13 protein-coding genes are annotated in these 17,350 nt (G+C 67.8%); 12 read left to right on the top strand and 1 reads right to left on the bottom strand.

The window, feature by feature from the left end; translation table 11 throughout:
* Positions 1 to 113: 113 nt before the first annotated feature.
* Positions 114 to 1,052: an NAD(P)/FAD-dependent oxidoreductase gene (locus tag AC6RV7_RS18070; protein ID WP_500095524.1), complete on the bottom strand. Its 939-nt coding sequence runs from the start codon at positions 1,050 to 1,052 to the stop codon at positions 114 to 116.
* Between the two features lie 168 nt (positions 1,053 to 1,220).
* Here AC6RV7_RS18070 and AC6RV7_RS18065 point away from each other — a divergent pair, with 168 nt between their 5' ends.
* The 12 genes from AC6RV7_RS18065 (at position 1,221) to nadC (ending at position 17,350) form a co-directional block, all read left to right on the top strand.
* Positions 1,221 to 1,676, top strand: a complete 456-nt coding sequence (locus AC6RV7_RS18065) for a cysteine hydrolase family protein (protein WP_500095521.1) — start codon at positions 1,221 to 1,223, stop codon at positions 1,674 to 1,676.
* A gap of 117 nt (positions 1,677 to 1,793) precedes the next feature.
* Positions 1,794 to 2,858 (top strand): sensor histidine kinase, encoded by a 1,065-nt coding sequence (locus AC6RV7_RS18060; RefSeq protein ID WP_500095519.1) that lies wholly within the window; start codon positions 1,794 to 1,796, stop codon positions 2,856 to 2,858.
* A gap of 23 nt (positions 2,859 to 2,881) precedes the next feature.
* Entirely contained in the window at positions 2,882 to 7,483 is a 4,602-nt protein-coding gene (locus AC6RV7_RS18055) for a PAS domain S-box protein (RefSeq protein ID WP_500095517.1), read from the top strand.
* A 58-nt stretch (positions 7,484 to 7,541) separates the two neighbouring features.
* Entirely contained in the window at positions 7,542 to 9,449 is a 1,908-nt protein-coding gene (locus AC6RV7_RS18050) for a TonB-dependent receptor plug domain-containing protein (protein WP_500095515.1), read from the top strand.
* A 151-nt stretch (positions 9,450 to 9,600) separates the two neighbouring features.
* Complete coding sequence (locus tag AC6RV7_RS18045; protein ID WP_500095513.1) at positions 9,601 to 11,874, top strand: sensor histidine kinase, YfiR-like protein-associated; 2,274 nt, start codon at positions 9,601 to 9,603, stop codon at positions 11,872 to 11,874.
* Positions 11,875 to 11,952: 78 nt separating this feature from the next.
* Complete coding sequence (panB, locus tag AC6RV7_RS18040) at positions 11,953 to 12,744, top strand: 3-methyl-2-oxobutanoate hydroxymethyltransferase (protein ID WP_500095510.1); 792 nt, start codon at positions 11,953 to 11,955, stop codon at positions 12,742 to 12,744.
* Positions 12,741 to 13,502, top strand: a complete 762-nt coding sequence (gene panC, locus AC6RV7_RS18035) for a pantoate--beta-alanine ligase (RefSeq protein WP_500095507.1) — start codon at positions 12,741 to 12,743, stop codon at positions 13,500 to 13,502. Before panB ends, panC begins: the two co-directional genes overlap by 4 nt.
* Positions 13,503 to 13,509: 7 nt before the next feature.
* Positions 13,510 to 14,064: a flavoprotein gene (locus AC6RV7_RS18030; RefSeq protein WP_500095505.1), complete on the top strand. Its 555-nt coding sequence runs from the start codon at positions 13,510 to 13,512 to the stop codon at positions 14,062 to 14,064.
* A 6-nt stretch (positions 14,065 to 14,070) separates the two neighbouring features.
* The gene (locus AC6RV7_RS18025) at positions 14,071 to 14,820 is read left to right on the top strand and encodes a type III pantothenate kinase (protein ID WP_500095502.1); all 750 of its coding nucleotides are present in this window, start codon (positions 14,071 to 14,073) and stop codon (positions 14,818 to 14,820) included.
* Between the two features lie 197 nt (positions 14,821 to 15,017).
* Entirely contained in the window at positions 15,018 to 15,389 is a 372-nt protein-coding gene (gene panD, locus AC6RV7_RS18020; protein WP_500095499.1) for an aspartate 1-decarboxylase, read from the top strand.
* Positions 15,390 to 15,429: 40 nt separating this feature from the next.
* Entirely contained in the window at positions 15,430 to 16,473 is a 1,044-nt protein-coding gene (nadA, locus tag AC6RV7_RS18015) for a quinolinate synthase NadA (protein WP_500095496.1), read from the top strand.
* 31 nt (positions 16,474 to 16,504) lie between these two features.
* Entirely contained in the window at positions 16,505 to 17,350 is an 846-nt protein-coding gene (gene nadC, locus AC6RV7_RS18010; RefSeq protein ID WP_500095493.1) for a carboxylating nicotinate-nucleotide diphosphorylase, read from the top strand.

Genomic DNA, 17,350 nt, shown 5'->3' with positions numbered 1-17,350 from the left:
GGACCGCGGACAGCGTGTCAGGTTATTTCCTTCACGCGGTCGTGCGGTTCTGAGGGAAGCGCAAGTGTAGGGGGAGAACTCGCCCTACACGACAACCCGTTCGCTGCCCCGCCCTACTCTCGCAGTCGCGCGGCGTGGAGGGCGCGGTTGATGGCGATGGCGGCTTCGGCGCCTTCGGCCGCGGCGACGATTGCGAGATGCACGCCGCCCCGGACATTGCCGGCGACATAGAGGCCGGGGACGTTGGTCGCGGCGTGCCCGTCGCAGCGGACGTTGCCGTCGGCGTCGAATTCGCAACCCAGCTCCCGCGGCAACGCGGAATGTTGCACGCAATCGCCGCAAAAGAACACGGCGCCGCACGGGAGCGGTGCGCGATCGTGAAACGTCACGGCGGTCAGCCGGTCGTCATCGCCGCCTCCGCCCGCGAGCGTGGCGATGCGGTTTTCGATGACGGCGATGCCGTTGTCGCGCAGCCGCTGGCGCTGGCGTTCGTCGAGTCCGTCGGGACCGTCGGTGCACAAGGTGACGGCGTGACTCCAGGTGAGCAAAAGCAGCGCCTCACGATAGCCGTCGGGGCCGCGACCGTGGACCACGAGCGTCTCCCCGCGATGCTCCCAGCCGTCGCAATACGGACAGTGATGAACGTCGCGGCCGTAGAAGCGCTCGAAGCCCGGCGGTTCCGGAATCCGGTCGTAGCGGCCGGTGGCGAGCAGAAGGACGCGCGTGGCGAAGCAGCTGCCGTTGACCAGCTCGATTTCGAAGTGTCCCTCGATGCGGCGGGCGCGAACCACCTCCACGTCGTGGAGTTGCACGGTCGGATAGGCGGCGAGCTCGGCGCGGCCGAGCGCGCGGAGTTCGACCGGATGGGTGCCGTCGCGGGTCAAAAAACCGTGAAGCGCGCGCGAACGGATGTTCCGCGGCTGGCCGGAGTCGAACACGAGGACGTTGCGGCCGCAGCGGCCGAGGACGAGAGCGGCGTTGAGTCCGGCGGGTCCCGCGCCGACGATGCAGACATCGAACAGCGAAGAGGATGGCGACGGCGGCGAGGGCATGACGAAGGCGCAGCGGGAGGTCGGCGAACGAGCGGCGTGCGCCGGGACAGGGCGCGCGCAAGGTTGTTCGCGGCGAGGGCCGGAGGTTGGGAACTTCCCGGATGCGGCGGGTCTATGACCGCCCAACGCCCCGCTCCCGCCTGAACTGCCTTCAGGCTTTTCTTGCCCATGGACGCCATCCTGATCGTTGACCTGCAGAAAGCTTTTCCGATTCCGGCCGATTTGATCGACAAGATCGAAGCGCGTTCGCGGGAGTTTCCTCTGCGGATCTTCACGAAATTCATCAACGAACCCGACTCCCTTTTTCGCACGAAGCTGAAGCGCACGAGCTGCGCGCCGGGGTTGCCGGAAACGGAACTGGTGCTGGCGACGACGCCGGAGGATCTCGTGCTGGAGAAACGCGGCTACGGGCTCACGACCGAGCAGATCGACCGGATCAAGGCCGTGGGTGTGAAGAAGGCGCTGGTATGCGGCGTCGACACGGACGCGTGCGTGATCGGCGTGGTGTTTTCGCTTTTCGATGCGGGCATCGATTGCCACGTCGAGCGGGAGTTGTGCTGGAGTTCGACCGGCCTCGACGAGCCGGCGCTGCAAATCATCCGCGAGCAGTTCGGCACGGGATGAATATCCGGGAGCGCAGGGTATTCTTGCGGCGGAGACGGGCGGCGGTGTGGCCGCATCGCATCGCCGCGGCGTTGACGCCATTCGCCGTTGCGTCTGTCGGGCACGAAACCTAGCAGCATGAATGTGTCGACCGTCCAGCCTACCCTGTCCCTCCTCACCGTCGGCGACGATGCGGAGTTTGCGACGACGGTGACGACCGCCTCCGCGGCGGCGTTTCCGGAGGTGAAGCTGCAGTCTCTGCCGAGTGTGGCCGAGGCGCTGGCGCGACCGGGCCAGCCGGCCGAGCTGCTGATCCTTTTCGAACCCACGGCCGAGGAGCTGGGCCAGGCGGTCGGCGGGCGCGATCTTTCCGGGCTGCCCCGCTGGGCGGTGGTCGTGCTCGGAGAAGCGCCGCGGGTATCGGGCTTTCCCGCGTCACAGGCGCTGCCGCGGGAGGAGTGGAACACCCCCGCGATCGGGCGGGTGTTGCGTGCGGCGCTGGAGAATCATGAACTGGCGAAGGAAAACGCCCGCCTGCGCGGAGACCTGCTGACGTTTGGCCATCGCATCGCGCACGATTTGCGGACCCCGTTGGGCGGGATCACGACGACGGCCGAAATGCTGCGTGAGATCGTGGCAGAGACGAATCCGGAGGATGCGCAGCTGGCGCAGCCGATCCTCGATTCGGCGGACGAGCTCGTGAAGCTGATCGAGCGCATGAGCTTTGTGGCCAAGCTGCCGGCGGGCCGCGAAGTGCCGCGCCGCTTCTCCATGGAGCAGGCGTTTTGGGATGCGTTTCAACAGATCGAAGGTGCGGCGTTGAAGGCCGGCGCGACGATCGCGCCGCTGCCGCGCGAGTGGCCGGAAGTCGTGGGACGTCCCGCGTGGCTGCAGGTTGTCTGGCACAATCTGTTGCAGAACGCGCTTCGATTTGGCGGCCCCGGCGGGACCATCGCGGTCGGCTGGAGCGATGAAGGCGGGGAGTATCGATTTTTCGTGCGTCACGGCGGCACCGTGCCGGAGGAGAAGCGGGCGCTGTTGTTTTTCCCGTTCGAGCGGCTGCATGAGATGGGCGCGCCGCGCGGGCTGGGGCTCGCGATCGTCCGGCGGCTGGTCGAGCTGGAGGGCGGACGCTGCGGTTTTGACGTTCCGGGGGAAGGTGGAACGGAATATTATTTCACCCTGCCGTCACTCGCCAACTGAGTCGCGGCCGCAGAGATCCGGCCATGGGCGAGAGCAAGCAGCAACGCCACGACGCGAACGCCGGAGGGGCCGCGAACGATCCCTTTGCAGGTGGCGGCGAGGCGGGGGCGCGGCTGCGGGCGATCGACTGGACGGCCAAACCGATCGGCCCGGTCGCGGGCTGGCCGCAAAGCCTCCGGACGGCGCTGAGCATCTGCCTGGCATCGCGGCATCCGATTTGCATCCTGTGGGGCCCCGACCGGCTCTACCTTTATAACGACGCCTACGCGCCGATCGTCGGTTCCAAACACCCGTGGGCGTTGGGCGAAAGCTACATCACGGTCTGGCCCGAGATCTGGGATACGGTGATCCGTCCGATTCTCGAACGCGTCGAGGCGACGGGCGAAGCCTCCTGGGCGGACGACTTGCTGCTCGTGCTGCACCGGCATGGCTTCAACGAGGAATGTTACTTCGCGTTTTCGTTCGCGCCGATCCGCGTTGAGGACGGCAGCGTCGGCGGCGTTTTCACCGCGATTACGGAGACGACCTCGCAGGTCGTTGGTGAGCGTCGGCTGCGGACGTTGCGCGACTTGGGCGTGCGTGCGCCGGCGGCGCGCTCCACCGAGCAGGCCTGCGCGATTTCGGCGGAGGTGCTTGCGTCGAACCGGCTCGATGTGCCGTTCGCGCTTTTCTATCTGCTCGACGAACGCGCTGAGCAGGCCCGTTTGCTCGAGCATATCGGTCTTGAGCCGGGGACCGCGGCGGCGCCGGCGGTGGTGTCGCTCCGCGACGGAACGGATCCGTGGGATTTTCGCTCCGTGGTCGCGCAGGGCCAGACGACGGTGCACACCGATCTCGAGGCGCGGTTCGGACCGTTGCACCTGGGACCCTGGCCCGAGCCGGTCCACACGGCGGTGGTGCTTCCGATCGCGCGGCCAGGCGAAACTGTTCCCTATGGGGTGCTCGTGTGCGGAGTGAGCCCGCGGCGAGCGCTCGATTCCGATTATCAGAGTTTCCTTGGCCTCGTCGCGGGCCAGGTGGCGACCGCGGTCGCGAACGCCCGGGCTTATGCCGAGGAACGCCGGCGGGCCGAGGCCCTGGCGCAGCTCGACCGCGCGAAGACGGAATTTTTCAGCAACGTCAGCCACGAGTTCCGCACCCCGCTCACGCTGATGCTCGGTCCGCTGGAGGACATGCTGCAACGAGAGCTGGCCAGCGAGACGCGCGAAGGGCTGACCGTCGTGCACCGCAACAGCCTGCGGCTGCTCAAACTCGTCAACTCGCTGCTCGACTTCTCGCGGCTGGAGGCGGGCCGGATCCAGGCAAATTTTGCGCCGGTGGACCTCGCCGCGCTCACCGGCGAACTGGCGTCAATGTTTCGCGCCGCGATCGAAAAGGCCGGGCTGCGCCTGATCGTGGCCTGCCAGCCGGTGCGGGAGCCGGCCTATGTCGATCGCGAGCTGTGGGAAAAGATCGTCTTCAACCTCCTTTCCAACGCCTACAAATTCACCGAGCGCGGCGAGATCGTGGTCGCGCTGGAGCTGCAGGCGGACGCGTTCGAGTTGCGCGTGCGAGACACGGGCGCCGGCATCGCACCGGAGCATCAGGCGGAGGTGTTTCGGCGTTTTCATCGCGTCGCCAGTCGCTTCAGCCGCACGCACGAAGGCACCGGCATCGGGCTTGCGCTCGTCGACGAACTCACGCGGTTGCACGGCGGCACCGTGACGCTCGAGAGCACGCCCGGCGAAGGCTCGACCTTCATCGTGCGCATTCCCCGCGGGCCGGCTCACCTGCCGCCGGAGCGCGTCAACGTGCCGGCCCAGCTGGCTTCGACGGCGATCCAAGCCCGGGCCTTCGTGGAGGAATCGCTGCGCTGGCTGCCCGCCGCAACGGAGGAAGACGACAAACCTGCAGTCGGAGAAAACGCCGCGCGGGTGCTCGTGGCCGATGACAACTCGGACATGCGCGACTACGTGCGGCGGCTGTTGCGCGGCCGCTTCGAGGTGCGGCAGGCCGCGGATGGAGCGGTGGCGCTGGAGATCGCGCGCGCGTGGCAACCGCATCTGGTGCTGGCCGACGTGATGATGCCGCGGCTCGACGGGTTCGCCCTGGTGCGCGAGCTGCGCGCGGATCCGCGGACGAAAACCGTGCCGATCGTCCTGCTCTCCGCGCGCGCGGGCGAGGAGGCGCGCGTCGAAGGTGTCGATGCCGGGGCCGACGATTATCTGACCAAACCGTTCAGCGCGCGGGAACTGCTCGCTCGCGTCGAATCGCACGTGCATCTGGCCGAGCTGCGGCGCGAGGCAGCGGCGCAAGTCAGCGCCAGCGAAGCGAGGTTCGAGCAACTCGTGTCGATCATGCCGGCGGGGCTGATCGCGTGCGACGCGGAGGGTCGCGTGATTTATGCGAACCGCCGGGCCGCGGAGATCTGGCGGGCTGCGCCGCGAGTCGGGCAGTCCTACGAGGAATTCACCGCGATTTTCACGGTGCGGCGGATGGATGGCACGCTGGTGCCGACGGGCGAGCGCCACATGACGCTGGCGCGGCGCGACGGCCGCTCGTTTGCCAACGTCGAGCTCTGGATCGAACGCCCGGACGGATCCCGGTTTCTCGCGAGCTGCAGCATCAGCCCGACCTTCGACGGACGCGGCCGGATCAACGGCGCGATCAACGTCTTCCTCGACGCCACGGAGGAGTGGCAGGCGCGCGAGGCGCTGCGCGAGACCGAAGGCCGGTATCGGGCGGTATTTCAGCAGGCCTCGGTGGGCATTTTCGAATGCGAGCTGGGCGGCCGCATCGTGCGCACGAATCCGGCGCTCAGCCGGATCGTGGGCTTTACCGCGGACGAACTGCGTCGGATGAACTGGCGCGACCTGGTGGCGGTGGACGAACGGAACGCCGGCGAGGATCTGGCGGCGCAGTTGCGCGCGGGCCGTGAGGAGTCCGTGCGCTCGGAGCGGCGCTGCCGGCGGAAGGACGGCTCGTTTGGCTGGGTGGATGTGTTCGCGACGCTGATCCTCGACGCGACGGGCCGGCCGGCGCGAGGGCTCGGGATCGTCGTGGACATCACCGAACGCAAGCGCGCCGAGGCGGAGTCGCGCGAGTCGGAGGAGCGTTTCCGCCTGGCGGCGGATCACGCGCCGGTGCTGATCTGGATGGCGGACCGGCGGCAACGCTGCACGTGGGTCAACAAGCCCTGGCGCGATTTTGTCGGTCGCACCCTGGAGGAAGAGCGCGATCGCGGCTGGGAGGACAGCGTGCATCCCGAGGATCGCGCGGCTTTCATCGGAGCGCTCGCGCAGGCGGCGGAGACACGGGAGCCGTTCACGATCGAATACCGGTTGCGGCGCCGGGATGGCGAATATCGCTGGATGCTGGAGCAGGCGGTGCCGCGGTATGCGAACGCGGAATTCCTCGGCTTCATCGGCTCGAGCGTCGACATCACGGACCGCCGCCTGAGCGAGAAGGAACTCGAGCGCGCCCGCGACGAGGCGGTGGCGGCCTCGCGGGCGAAGGACGATTTTCTCGCGGCCTTGTCGCACGAGCTGCGCACACCGCTCAGCCCGGTGTTGCTGCTCGCGAGCGAAGCGGCGACGGATCCTTCGCTCCCGCCCAAGGTGCGCGAGGATTTCGCCACCGTGCGCAAGAGCATCGAGCTCGAGGCGCGGCTGATCGACGACCTCCTCGATCTGACGCGAATCACGCGCAACAAGCTGCCGCTGGAAATGCGGCGGGTGGACGTCGATGCGGTCCTGGGCGACGCGCTGGAAACCGTGCGGGCGGAATTTTCCGCGAAACGCATCGAGCTGCGGCTGGAGCCCGGCGCGCCGGGCGCGCGGGTGCAGGCCGACCCGGTGCGGCTGCAGCAGGTCTTCTGGAACATCCTCAAGAACGCGGTGAAGTTCACGCCGGCCGGGGGCCGGGTGTCGGTGCGCAGCCGGCTGGAGGCGCCGGACCGGGTGTGTGTTGAAATTACGGATACGGGGATCGGCATCACGGCCGGGGAACTGGCGCGGGTGTTCGAGGCGTTCTCGCAGGGCGACCATGCCGCCGGCAGCGGCTCGCACCGGTTCGGCGGCCTCGGGCTGGGCCTGGCGATTTCGCGGCGCGTGATCGAGCTGCACGGCGGCCGGATCGAAGCGGAGAGCGCCGGGCGCGATCGCGGCGCGACCTTTCGCGTCGAGCTGCCGGTGGAGACGGTGGTCGCCGGCCGCGCGGAACACGCGCACGACCTCCGCGCCGATCCGGCGCCCGTCGGTGCGGCGGGCCCGGCGCGAGCGAGCCCCGCCATCCTGCTGGTGGAGGATCACGGTCCGACGCGCCAGGCGATCGAACGTCTGCTGCTCCGGCGCAACTATCGGGTCCGCGCGGCGGCGACGGCCGCGGAGGCGCGGGCGCTGGGGCGCGAGGAGACGTTTGCGTTGTTGATTTCGGACATCGGCCTGCCGGACGGCAGCGGCTACGATCTGATGAGCGAGTTTGGCGCCCGCGGCGTGCGCGGGATCGCGCTCACGGGCTACGGGATGGAGGAGGATGTGTCGCGCAGCCGTCGGGCGGGATTTGACGTGCACCTGACGAAGCCCGTGCGCATGGAGGCGCTCGATCGCGCGCTCGCGTCGCTGCTGGGCGAAGGGAGTCGCGTTTGAGTTTCTCGAAATCGAGCCTTGGGCTTTTCCGCCGGAATCCGATGACATTCACCGTCTCATGACTTTTCGCCTGTTTTCCCGCCGGTGGATTCTGCCGGCCGTCACGTTGCTCCCGCTCGCCGCGCAGGCGGAACTTCGCTCGATCGATGCGATGAAGAGCATGTCGCTCGAGGAATTGCTCGACGTTCAGGTCACGACGATGTCGCGCAAGGAGGAGCTGTGGTGGAAGGCGCCCGGGGCGATCGAGGTGCTGACGCAGGAGGAGATCCGCCGTTCGGGGGCGCGCAATCTGCCGGAAGCGCTGCGGCTCGCGACCGGCGTGGACGTGACGCAGCCGTTTGCCCGCGGCTGGGCGATCAGCACCCGCGGCTTCAACGTGCTCGCGGCGAACAAAATTTCGGTGCTGATGGACGGTCGCAGCCTGTTCACGCCGTTTTTTTCCGGCGTGCAGTGGGACGCGCAGGACACGTTGATGCAGGACATCGACCGCATCGAGGTGGTGCGCGGACCGGTGGGCGCATTGTGGGGTTCGTTTGCCGTCAACGGCTTCATCCAGGTCGTGACGAAGTCCGCCGAGGACACGCAGGGCACGCTGGTCAGTACGGGCACGGGCACGGCGGATCCGGTGTTTGTCTCGGCGCGTCACGGCGGTCGCATCGGCCGCGCGACCTACTACCGCGCTTACGCAAAATATTTCCAGAGCGACTGGACGTATCTCGCCGACGGCAGCAGTGGCGGGCCGCAGACGGATTTCGGTCAGGCGGGATTTCGAACCGATACGCGGCTCGATGCCGACACGGCTCTGACGCTGCAGGGCGATGCCTACACGAACAAGGGCCTGCCCCTCGATCATCCGCAGATCGAGATCTCCGGGGCCAACGTGCTCGGCCGGCTGCGGCGCACGCTCGGCGGATCCGCCGAGCTGGAAGCGATGACGTATGTCGATTACACGCATCGCTTGATTCCCGGGACGTGGGAGGAGAAGCGGCGCACGGGCGGCTTGAGTGCAAAGTTTCGTCAACAAAAGGGCTCGCACGACTGGCTCGTGGGCGTGGACGCCGTCGTGTCGCGCGACGACATCGCGCAGCAGTCGATCGCGACGATGGACCCGCCGCGGCGCACCACGCACACGGCGGGTATGTTTGTGCAGGATACGCTGGCGCTCGTGCCCGGGCGGCTGGCGCTGACCGGTGGAGCGAAGGTCGAGCACAACAATTTCTCGGGCGTGGAATTCGCCCCGTCGGTGCGCGCCGGCTACACGCCGACGGGACGCACGACGTTCTGGGGCGCGGTGTCGCGGGCGGTGCGCGCGCCGGTGCGCATCGACCAGGACCTGCGATTCGAGCTTGGCAACACGCCGGTGTTTGAGGCCACCGGGGATTATGCGGCGGAGACGGTGATCGCTTACGAGGCGGGCTGGCGCCAGCGCTTCGGCGATGCGACGCTGGATCTGGCGACATTCTACAACGACTATGACCGGCTGCGCACGATCGAGCCGCTCGGGGCGGCGGCGGTGCCGTTGACCTACAAGAACGGCCTGCGCGCGCGGTCCGCCGGCGCGGAAGTCACGGCGATGTATCAACCGGTGTCGCGGCTGTTCTTCAAGGTGAGCTACCGCTACCTCGATCTCGATTTCCTCGAGCGACCGGGCACCCGCGACACAGCGCACGGCATTTTCGAGGGCAACGATCCGCGGCATCTGTTCACGTTGAGCGCACACGTGGAGCTGCCGTGGTCGCTCGAATTCGATGCCGCGCTGCGACACGTCAGCGAACGGCCGAATCCTGCGACCGCCGCCCAAACGGCCGCCGATCTGCGACTGGGCTGGAGGCCCAACGAAACGTGGGAAGTGTCGTTGATCGGGCGGAATCTGTTCAACGGTCCGCACCAGGAGCTGGTGACGCCCGACAGCCTGAATCAATTCGTGAAACCCAGCGGGGCCGTCGGGGTGACCTGGAGGTATTGAGGTCCCGCCGGCCTGCGGCGGGCGTTCGGAGGGGGCGCGGCGCCGTCGCCGCGGCGGGGGCAACTCTTTCCGGCCCGGCCGCTTCACTTGACCCGCGTGACCAAATTGCTTCGGGTGGAGTTCGACGCGTGGCTCCGAGTCCATTCGAACGATGCGATTTCGCGATCTCCCCATCAAACGGAAGCTGATCGCCGGCATTCTCCTCACGAGCTTCGTGGTGCTGGCGGTGGCGTCTGTCGTGCTGCTGAGTTACGAGCTTTATAGCTACAAGACCACCACGCGCCGCAGCCTGAAGACGATCGCGCAGCTGATCGCGTCCAACAGCACCGCGGTGCTGATCTACGACGATCAAAAGCTGGCCGCGGAGATCCTCGGCGGTCTGCGGGCCGAGCCGGAAATCGCGGCGGCGGCGCTCTATGACCGCAACGGCAGCCGCTACGTCACATTCGTGCAGGACAACGTCCGCATCGGCCGCGACCTCGAGCTGCCGCGTCGCCCGGGCCACGACGGCATCGAGTTTCACCTGCGCGACGTGACCGTCTTCGAACCGATCGTCGAGGGTAGCCAGCGCGTCGGGACGTTGTATTTGCGCGGCGATCTCACCGGCATGTATCGGCGGCTGGGCGTTTACGGCCTCGTGCTGCTGGGCGTGCTGGCGATCGCGACGGTGATCGCGTGGCTGCTGTCGCAATTCTTCCAGCGTCTGATCTCCGAGCCGATCGTGGGCCTCGCGCACACGGCTCGCGTCGTGTCGGAGAAACGCGACTACGCGGTGCGCGCGCCGAAGCTGAGCAACGACGAGATCGGGGGCTTCACCGAGGCGTTCAACTCGATGCTGAACCAGATCCAGGAAAGTCACTCGGCGCTGCGGGCGAGCGAGGAGCGGCTCTCGGCGGTGTTTCAACAGGCGGGCGCGGGGATCGCGCAGACCGATTTGCGCGGACAATTCCTCATGGTCAACGACCGCTATTGCGAGATCGTCGGACGTTCGCGCGCGGAACTGCTGCAGCGCCGCATCCAGGACATCGTCCACGCGGCGGATCTAGGCCATTACTCGTTCCTGATGGAGAGTGCCGCGCGCGAGGGCACCTCGTTTTTGGCGGAGACGCGCTACGACCGGCCCACGGGCGGCTTTGTCTGGGTCCGCAACAGCGTGGCTTTCATCCGCAACGCTCACGGCGTCGTCGAGTCGGCCTTGACCGTGGCCGACGACGTCACGGGTTCGAAACGGACCGCCAAGGAACTCGAGCGCGCCCGCGACGAGGCGCTGGCCGCCTCGCGCGCGAAGGACGATTTTCTGGCCGCGCTCTCGCACGAGTTGCGCACGCCGCTGAATCCCGTGCTGCTGCTCGCGAGCGAAGCGGCCGAAGATCCGGCGCTCCCGGAACGTGCCCGCGCCGATTTCGACACGATCCGCAAGAACGTCGAACTCGAGGCCCGGCTGATTGACGACCTGCTGGACCTCACCCGGATCACGCGGGGCAAGCTGCTCCTCGACATGCGGCCGCACGACGTGAACTCGATCGTGCAGGACGCGTTGAAGACGGTGCGCGCCGACCTGCAGGCGAAGCGCATCGCGCTCACCGTCCGCCTCGCGCCCTCGGCCGCCGTCGTTCAGGGCGACGCGGTCCGGCTCCAGCAGATCTTCTGGAACGTGCTCAAGAACGCGGTGAAGTTCACGCCCGAGGGCGGCGCGATCACGATGGCGACCCGGATCAGCGAGGACGGGGAACGCCTGCGGGTCGAGGTGATCGACACCGGCATCGGCCTGGAGCCGGCGGAGATCGAGCGGATATTCGACGCGTTTTCGCAGGGCGATCACGCCGGCCCGACCGGGTCGCACCGCTTCGGCGGCGTCGGCCTCGGCCTCGCGATCTCGCGCATGATCGTCGAGCTGCATCACGGCGTGATCCGCGCCGCGAGCGAAGGTCGGGGGCGCGGCGCCACGTTCAGTGTCGAATTGCCGCTGTGGCGCGGCGGCTCGCGATCGCCGCTCGAGACCCCCGTCGCGATCGCGCCGGTCGTGCCCACGTTGCCGCCGGCGCAGCAGGTGCTGCGCGGACGCGTGCTGCTCGTCGAGGACCACGCCCCCACCCGCTCGACCCTGCAGCAGTTGTTAATGAGGCGCCATTACGAGGTGATCGCCGCCGGCACCATTGCGGAGGCGCGTTATCTGATGCGCACCGAAAAGGTCGATTTTGTGATTTCGGACATCGGTCTGCCGGACGGAAACGCCTACGACCTGATGGCGGAGCTGCGCGCGAGCCACAACCTGAGCGGCATCGCGCTGACCGGCTACGGCATGGAAAGCGACATCGCCCGCAGCTACGAGGCGGGTTTCGTGATTCATTTGACGAAGCCGTTGCGCGTGCAGCTGCTGGACGAGGCGCTGGCCCGGGTGTGTCCCAAGAAATCAGCTGTCTAGCGAATAGCGCTCGGCTCGGACTGACGCGGGCTGCCCTTGTATGCGCGCGAATCGTGTGTTGAATGAAGGCACGCACGTATGAGTAACATCCGGGACTTCGCCGCCGCGAAAAGTGAAGGTCGCAAGATCGTCGTCGCCACCGCTTACGACGCCACGTTCGCGCGCCTGCTGGCGCAGACCCCGGTGGATTGCCTGCTGGTTGGCGACAGCGTGATGATGGTCGTGCATGGTGCGGACGATACGCTCGGGGCGACGACCGAAATCATGGCGCTGCACACCCGGGCGGTCGCCAAAGGCGCCGGCGACAAGTTCATTGTCGCCGATTTCCCCTTTCTCGCGGCGCGCAAAGGGATTCCGGCCGCCCTCGATTGCGCGGCCGAGTTGCTGCGCGCCGGTGCGCACGCCGTGAAGGTCGAGGGCGCACGCGGGCACATCGATACGATCAGGCACCTCGTGGAATCCGGGATTCCGGTGATGGGCCATCTCGGTCTCCAGCCGCAGAACGTCCGCGCGCTCGGGGGCTACACCGTGCAGGGCCGCGCTGCGGCCGCGGCGCAGGAAATTCGCGAGGAGGCCGCGCTGCTCGCGGACGCGGGCGTGTTTGCGCTCGTGCTGGAATGCGTGCCGCGGGCGCTGGCGGCGGAGATCACCGCGGCGCTGCGCATCCCGACCATCGGCATCGGCGCCGGGCCCGACTGCGACGGCCAGGTGCTCGTGTTGCAGGACCTGCTCGGGCTCAACCTGCAGTTCAAACCGCGTTTCGTGCGCCACTTTGCGCCGGGCGCCGAGACGGTGCAGACGGGCGTGACCCGGTTTGCGGAGGCGGTGCGCACCGGCGAGTTTCCCTCCGAAGCGGAGAGCTTCGCATGAAACGTGTCCACACCGTGGCGGAATGGCGCGCGCTGCGCGCCGGATACAAGGCGGAGGGCAGGACGATCGGCTTCGTGCCGACCATGGGCGCGCTGCACCGCGGACACGCCTCGCTCTTCGAGGCCGCGCGGCGCGAGTGCGACGTGGTGCTCGCGTCGGTCTTCGTCAATCCGACTCAGTTCGACGAGGCGCAGGATTTCGAGAAGTATCCAAGGACCTTGGACGCGGATTGCGCGCTGATGGAGCCGGCGGGCGTCGACGCGGTGTTCGCGCCGTCCGCGGCGGAGATGTATCCGAACGGGACCGACTACACGGTGCAGGAGGCGTCGTTCAGCCGCGAACTGTGCGGCGCGCACCGTCCGGGGCATTTCACCGGCGTGCTGACGGTGGTGATGAAGCTGCTGCAGATCGCGGAGGCGGATCGCGCGTATTTCGGCGAGAAGGATTATCAACAGCTCCAGCTCGTGCGCGGCATGGTCGAGGCGTTTTTCCTGCGCACCGAGATCGTGGCCTGTCCGACCGTGCGCGAGGACGACGGTCTGGCGATGAGCTCGCGCAACCGCCGGCTGTCGCCGGCCGAGCGTGCGCTCGCCCCGCGCTTCCCGGCCGTGCTGGCGTCGGCGCCGACCGCGGAGGCGGCCCGCGCGCAGCTGGCGCGCGAAGGTTTCGACGTGGATTACGTCGAGGACCGGCCGGGCCGGCGTTTCGGTGCCGTGCGGCTCGGCTCCACCCGGTTGATCGACAATGTCGTCCGCTGATCTTCCCATGGCGCAGAATCCCCACGTCCTTTTCCTGCTCACCGGTTCGATCGCCTGCTACAAGGCGTGCACCGCGATTTCCCGGCTCACGCAGGCGGGCGTAACGGTGCAGACCGTTGCGACGCCGTCGGCGCTCCAGTTTGTCGGCGCGGCCACGCTCGAGGGGCTGAGCGGACGGCCGGTATTCACCGATGTCTTTGCGCCGGGTCGCGCGCTGGATCACATCGAGCTGGCGCGCGCGGCGGATCTCGCGCTCGTCTGTCCTGCCACCGCGAATACGCTCAACCGGCTCGCGGCCGGTATCGCCGACGATGCGGTGGGAACGCTGTTTCTGGCCTGGGAGCTCAAGACCAAGCCCTGGGTCGTCGCACCCGCGATGAATGCGATGATGTGGGAACATCCCGCGACGGCGGCGTCGCTGGGGCGGTTGCGCGGCTGGGGCGTGCGCTTGATCGAGCCGGCGGAGGGGATGCACGCGTGCGGAGAGGCCGGCGCGGGCCGGTTGCCCGAGCCCGAATCGATCGCGACGCAGATTCTCGCGATGCTGGGCCGCAGCGCCTGAGTGCGAATGGCAACCCTCGTCGTCAATGTGGGGAATACCTCGCTGTTCTGCGGCGTGTTCGCTGAGGAGCGGGCGCCGAGGGTTTTCCGGCTGGCGGTTGACGCGAGCGTGCGACTGCCGGCCCGGGTGCGAGGCCGGATCGAACGGGCGGCAGTGAGCTCGGTTGTGCCGGGGCTCACGCCGGCGGTGTTGCGTTTGATCCGGCGCACCTGGGCGGTCGAGCCGGCGGTGCTCACGGCGACGGCGGCGCACGGTTTGAAAATCGGCTACCGCATGCCCGGGCAACTCGGCGCGGATCGCGTGGCGGCGGCGCTGGGGGCGCGGACGTTGTATCCGCGGCGGCACGTCATCGTCGTGGATTGCGGCACGGCGACCACCGTGACGGCGTTGTGCGCCGATGGAACGGTTGCGGGCGGGGCGATTTTCCCGGGACTCAAGCTGGCGGCGGAGTCGCTGGCGCGCGGCACGGCGCAATTGCCGGCGGCGAACGTGCACCGACCGCGCGCGGCGCTCGGACGCTCGCCGCGGGAGGGGATCGCCAGCGGCTGTTATTTCGGCCAGCTCGGCGCGATCAAGGAGGTCGTGGCGCGCGTGCGGCGCGAGGCGTTCGGGCGGGCGGCGGCGGTCGTGCTCGGCACCGGGGGTGGCGCGGCCGCGTTCGAGCGTGAAGGTATTTTCGAGGCGGTCGTGCCGGATCTGGTGTTGCGCGGGCTGGCGGTTTTTGCCGGCCGCCAGAACCAAGTTGATCGCTCATGACTCCGCGGCAGATGGTTTTAGGGAGAAACGACGGACGGTGGAGCAACGGAGTTTGGACGATTAGCGGACGCGGCCGAGCGGATGGGAAACGTTGGAAAGCGAACGGCTGTCATTTGGACGGGAAAAGCGCTTTACCGGGCGGCACTGCAGGGGCAATTTGACCGATCTGCCGGCGCAACTTCGCTGCGTCCACGACCATGTTCAGAACCTTCCTCCGTTCCAAGATCCACCGCGCCACCATCACGTCGGCGGATGTCAACTACGAGGGCTCGATCTCCATCGATCGAGCGCTCTGCCGGGCGGCGGGTCTGCTCGAATACGAACAGGTCGACGTCTACGACATCACCAACGGCGCACGCCTCACCACCTACGTGATTTACGGCGGACCGGGCGAGCTCCAGATCAATGGCGCCGCGGCGCACCTCGTCAGCGCGGGCGACCTCGTGATCGTGGCCGCCTACGCGGCGCTGGCGCCGGACGAGATCGCGGCGTTCAAGCCGCGCGTCGTGCTTGTCGGGCCCGGCAACCAACCCCTGAAAGCGAGCGACCGCGACATCGTGGAGCCGTGAGGGATTTTGACGCCCGACGCCCGCTGCACATTTTGCTCTCATGACCGTCACCGACTTGGAGATCGAACAGGAGGCCGAGCGGCTTTTTCGCGCGCTGATGCACGTGGACTGCGATCCGCACGGCCGGCAGTGGAATCTGGATACTTGCCGCGAGCTGGCGCCCCTCACACTCGAGATCAACCGGCTTAAGAAGGAGAAGGACGCTGTCATCCTCACCCATTCCTACGTCGAGCCGGAGATCATCTACGGCGTTGGCGACTTCAAGGGCGACTCCTACTTCCTCAGCGAGAAAGCCCGTGACGCCCGCGCGAAGGTCATCGTTTTCGCCGGCGTCGTGTTCATGGCCGAGACCGCGAAGATCCTTTCGCCGGAGTCGCTCGTGGTCGTGCCCGACCGGAACTCCGGCTGCTCGCTCGCGGACTCGATCGACGGCGAGGGGCTGCGGCGGTTGAAGGCGCTCTACCCCGACGCGACCGTGGTTTGCTACATCAACAGCACCGCCGAGGTGAAGGCCGAGTGCGACGTGTGCGTCACCTCGAGCAATGTCTACGACATCGTCGCGAACCTGCCGACGAAGCGCGTGCTCTTCGTGCCGGACCGGCTGATGGCGGAAAACGTCCGCGCCGAGATGAAGCGCCGCGGCATCGACAAGGAGATCGTTTCGTCCGACGGCACCTGCGTCGTGCACGACCAGTTTACGGCGGCGCAGATCGCCGAGGCGCGCGAACAGTTCCCCGGCCTGAAGGTTGTCGTCCACCCGGAATGCACGCCGGAAGTCGCCGCCGTGGCCGATTTCGTGGGCAGCACCGGTGCGATGATGAAATATGTGAAGAGCACGCCGGCGCCGTATTACCTGATGCTGACCGAGTGCGGCCTGGTCGGCCGGCTGCAGGTCGAGGATCCGGAGAAGAACTTCATCGGCGGCTGCCGGCTGTGCCCCTACATGAAGATGAACACGCTCGAGAAGGTGCGCGACGCGCTGCTCGCGCCGCGGCCCGAGCAGATCATCACCCTCGACGAGGACCTGCGGCGCCGCGCGGCGCGGTGCATCGAGCGGATGTTCGAGCTTGCGCCGAAGAATTAACGTGCCGCCAGATCCGATCTGTATCCAGCCCATGCTTACGCCTCGCACCGAACACCTGATCGACCTCGCCCTCGAAGAAGACGCCGGCCTCGGCGACGTGACGAGCCGCGGCATCTTCCCGGCGCACCACCGTTCGCGCGGGTTCATTGCCGCGGGGCAGGATCTGGTGATCTGCGGGCTCGAGGTGGCGGCGCGGGTGTTCGTGCGCGTCGATCCGGCGCTGAAGGTGAAGCTCCTCGTCCGCGACGGTGCGCGCGTGAAAGCCGGCGGGAAGGTTCTGACGGTCGAAGGCCCGACGGCGGCGCTGCTCACGGCGGAACGCACGGCGTTGAATTTCCTCCAGCGGCTGTCGGGCGTCGCCACGCTCGCGCGCAAGTTCGCCGCGGCGGTGGACGGCACCGGTGTCCGAATCGTGGATACCCGCAAGACCACGCCCGGCTGGCGCGCGCTGGAAAAATACGCGGTGCGCTGCGGCGGTTGCGTGAATCACCGCTCGTCGCTCGGCGAGCACGTGCTGATCAAGGACAACCACATCGCCGCCGCCGGCTCGCTCATGAAAGCGGTGGCACTCGCCCGCGCCGCCGCGCCGCACCTCGCGAAGATCGAGGTGGAGGCCAAGACTTTGGCGGAAGTTCGCGAGGCGCTGCGCGCGGGCGCGGAAGTGATCCTGCTCGACAACATGAGCCCCGCGCGCGTGCGCGAGGCGGTCGGGTTGATCGGCGGCGGGGCGGTCGTCGAGGTGTCCGGCGGCGTGCGCTATGAAACGTTGCGCGATTATGCGGTCGACGGCGTCGACGTGATCAGTGTCGGCGCCCTCACCCACTCCGCGCCGGCCGCCGACCTGAGTCTCACCGTGCTGCCCGCGCGCCGGAAGTAA

It is taken from the genome of Opitutus sp. sgz309028 (genome assembly GCF_059821195.1).
This window is presented reverse-complemented; position numbering and strand designations above follow the sequence as displayed.

Excerpts from the sequence above, each read along its gene's own strand:
- AC6RV7_RS18070 (WP_500095524.1), bottom strand. The coding sequence starts at position 1,052 with ATGCCCTCGCCGCCGTCGCCATCCTCTTCGCTGTTCGATGTCTGCATC.
- AC6RV7_RS18065 (WP_500095521.1), top strand. The coding sequence starts at position 1,221 with ATGGACGCCATCCTGATCGTTGACCTGCAGAAAGCTTTTCCGATTCCG.
- AC6RV7_RS18060 (WP_500095519.1), top strand. The coding sequence starts at position 1,794 with ATGAATGTGTCGACCGTCCAGCCTACCCTGTCCCTCCTCACCGTCGGC.
- AC6RV7_RS18055 (WP_500095517.1), top strand. The coding sequence starts at position 2,882 with ATGGGCGAGAGCAAGCAGCAACGCCACGACGCGAACGCCGGAGGGGCC.
- AC6RV7_RS18050 (WP_500095515.1), top strand. The coding sequence starts at position 7,542 with ATGACTTTTCGCCTGTTTTCCCGCCGGTGGATTCTGCCGGCCGTCACG.
- AC6RV7_RS18045 (WP_500095513.1), top strand. The coding sequence starts at position 9,601 with ATGCGATTTCGCGATCTCCCCATCAAACGGAAGCTGATCGCCGGCATT.
- panB (WP_500095510.1), top strand. The coding sequence starts at position 11,953 with ATGAGTAACATCCGGGACTTCGCCGCCGCGAAAAGTGAAGGTCGCAAG.
- panC (WP_500095507.1), top strand. The coding sequence starts at position 12,741 with ATGAAACGTGTCCACACCGTGGCGGAATGGCGCGCGCTGCGCGCCGGA.
- AC6RV7_RS18030 (WP_500095505.1), top strand. The coding sequence starts at position 13,510 with ATGGCGCAGAATCCCCACGTCCTTTTCCTGCTCACCGGTTCGATCGCC.
- AC6RV7_RS18025 (WP_500095502.1), top strand. The coding sequence starts at position 14,071 with ATGGCAACCCTCGTCGTCAATGTGGGGAATACCTCGCTGTTCTGCGGC.
- panD (WP_500095499.1), top strand. The coding sequence starts at position 15,018 with ATGTTCAGAACCTTCCTCCGTTCCAAGATCCACCGCGCCACCATCACG.
- nadA (WP_500095496.1), top strand. The coding sequence starts at position 15,430 with ATGACCGTCACCGACTTGGAGATCGAACAGGAGGCCGAGCGGCTTTTT.
- nadC (WP_500095493.1), top strand. The coding sequence starts at position 16,505 with ATGCTTACGCCTCGCACCGAACACCTGATCGACCTCGCCCTCGAAGAA.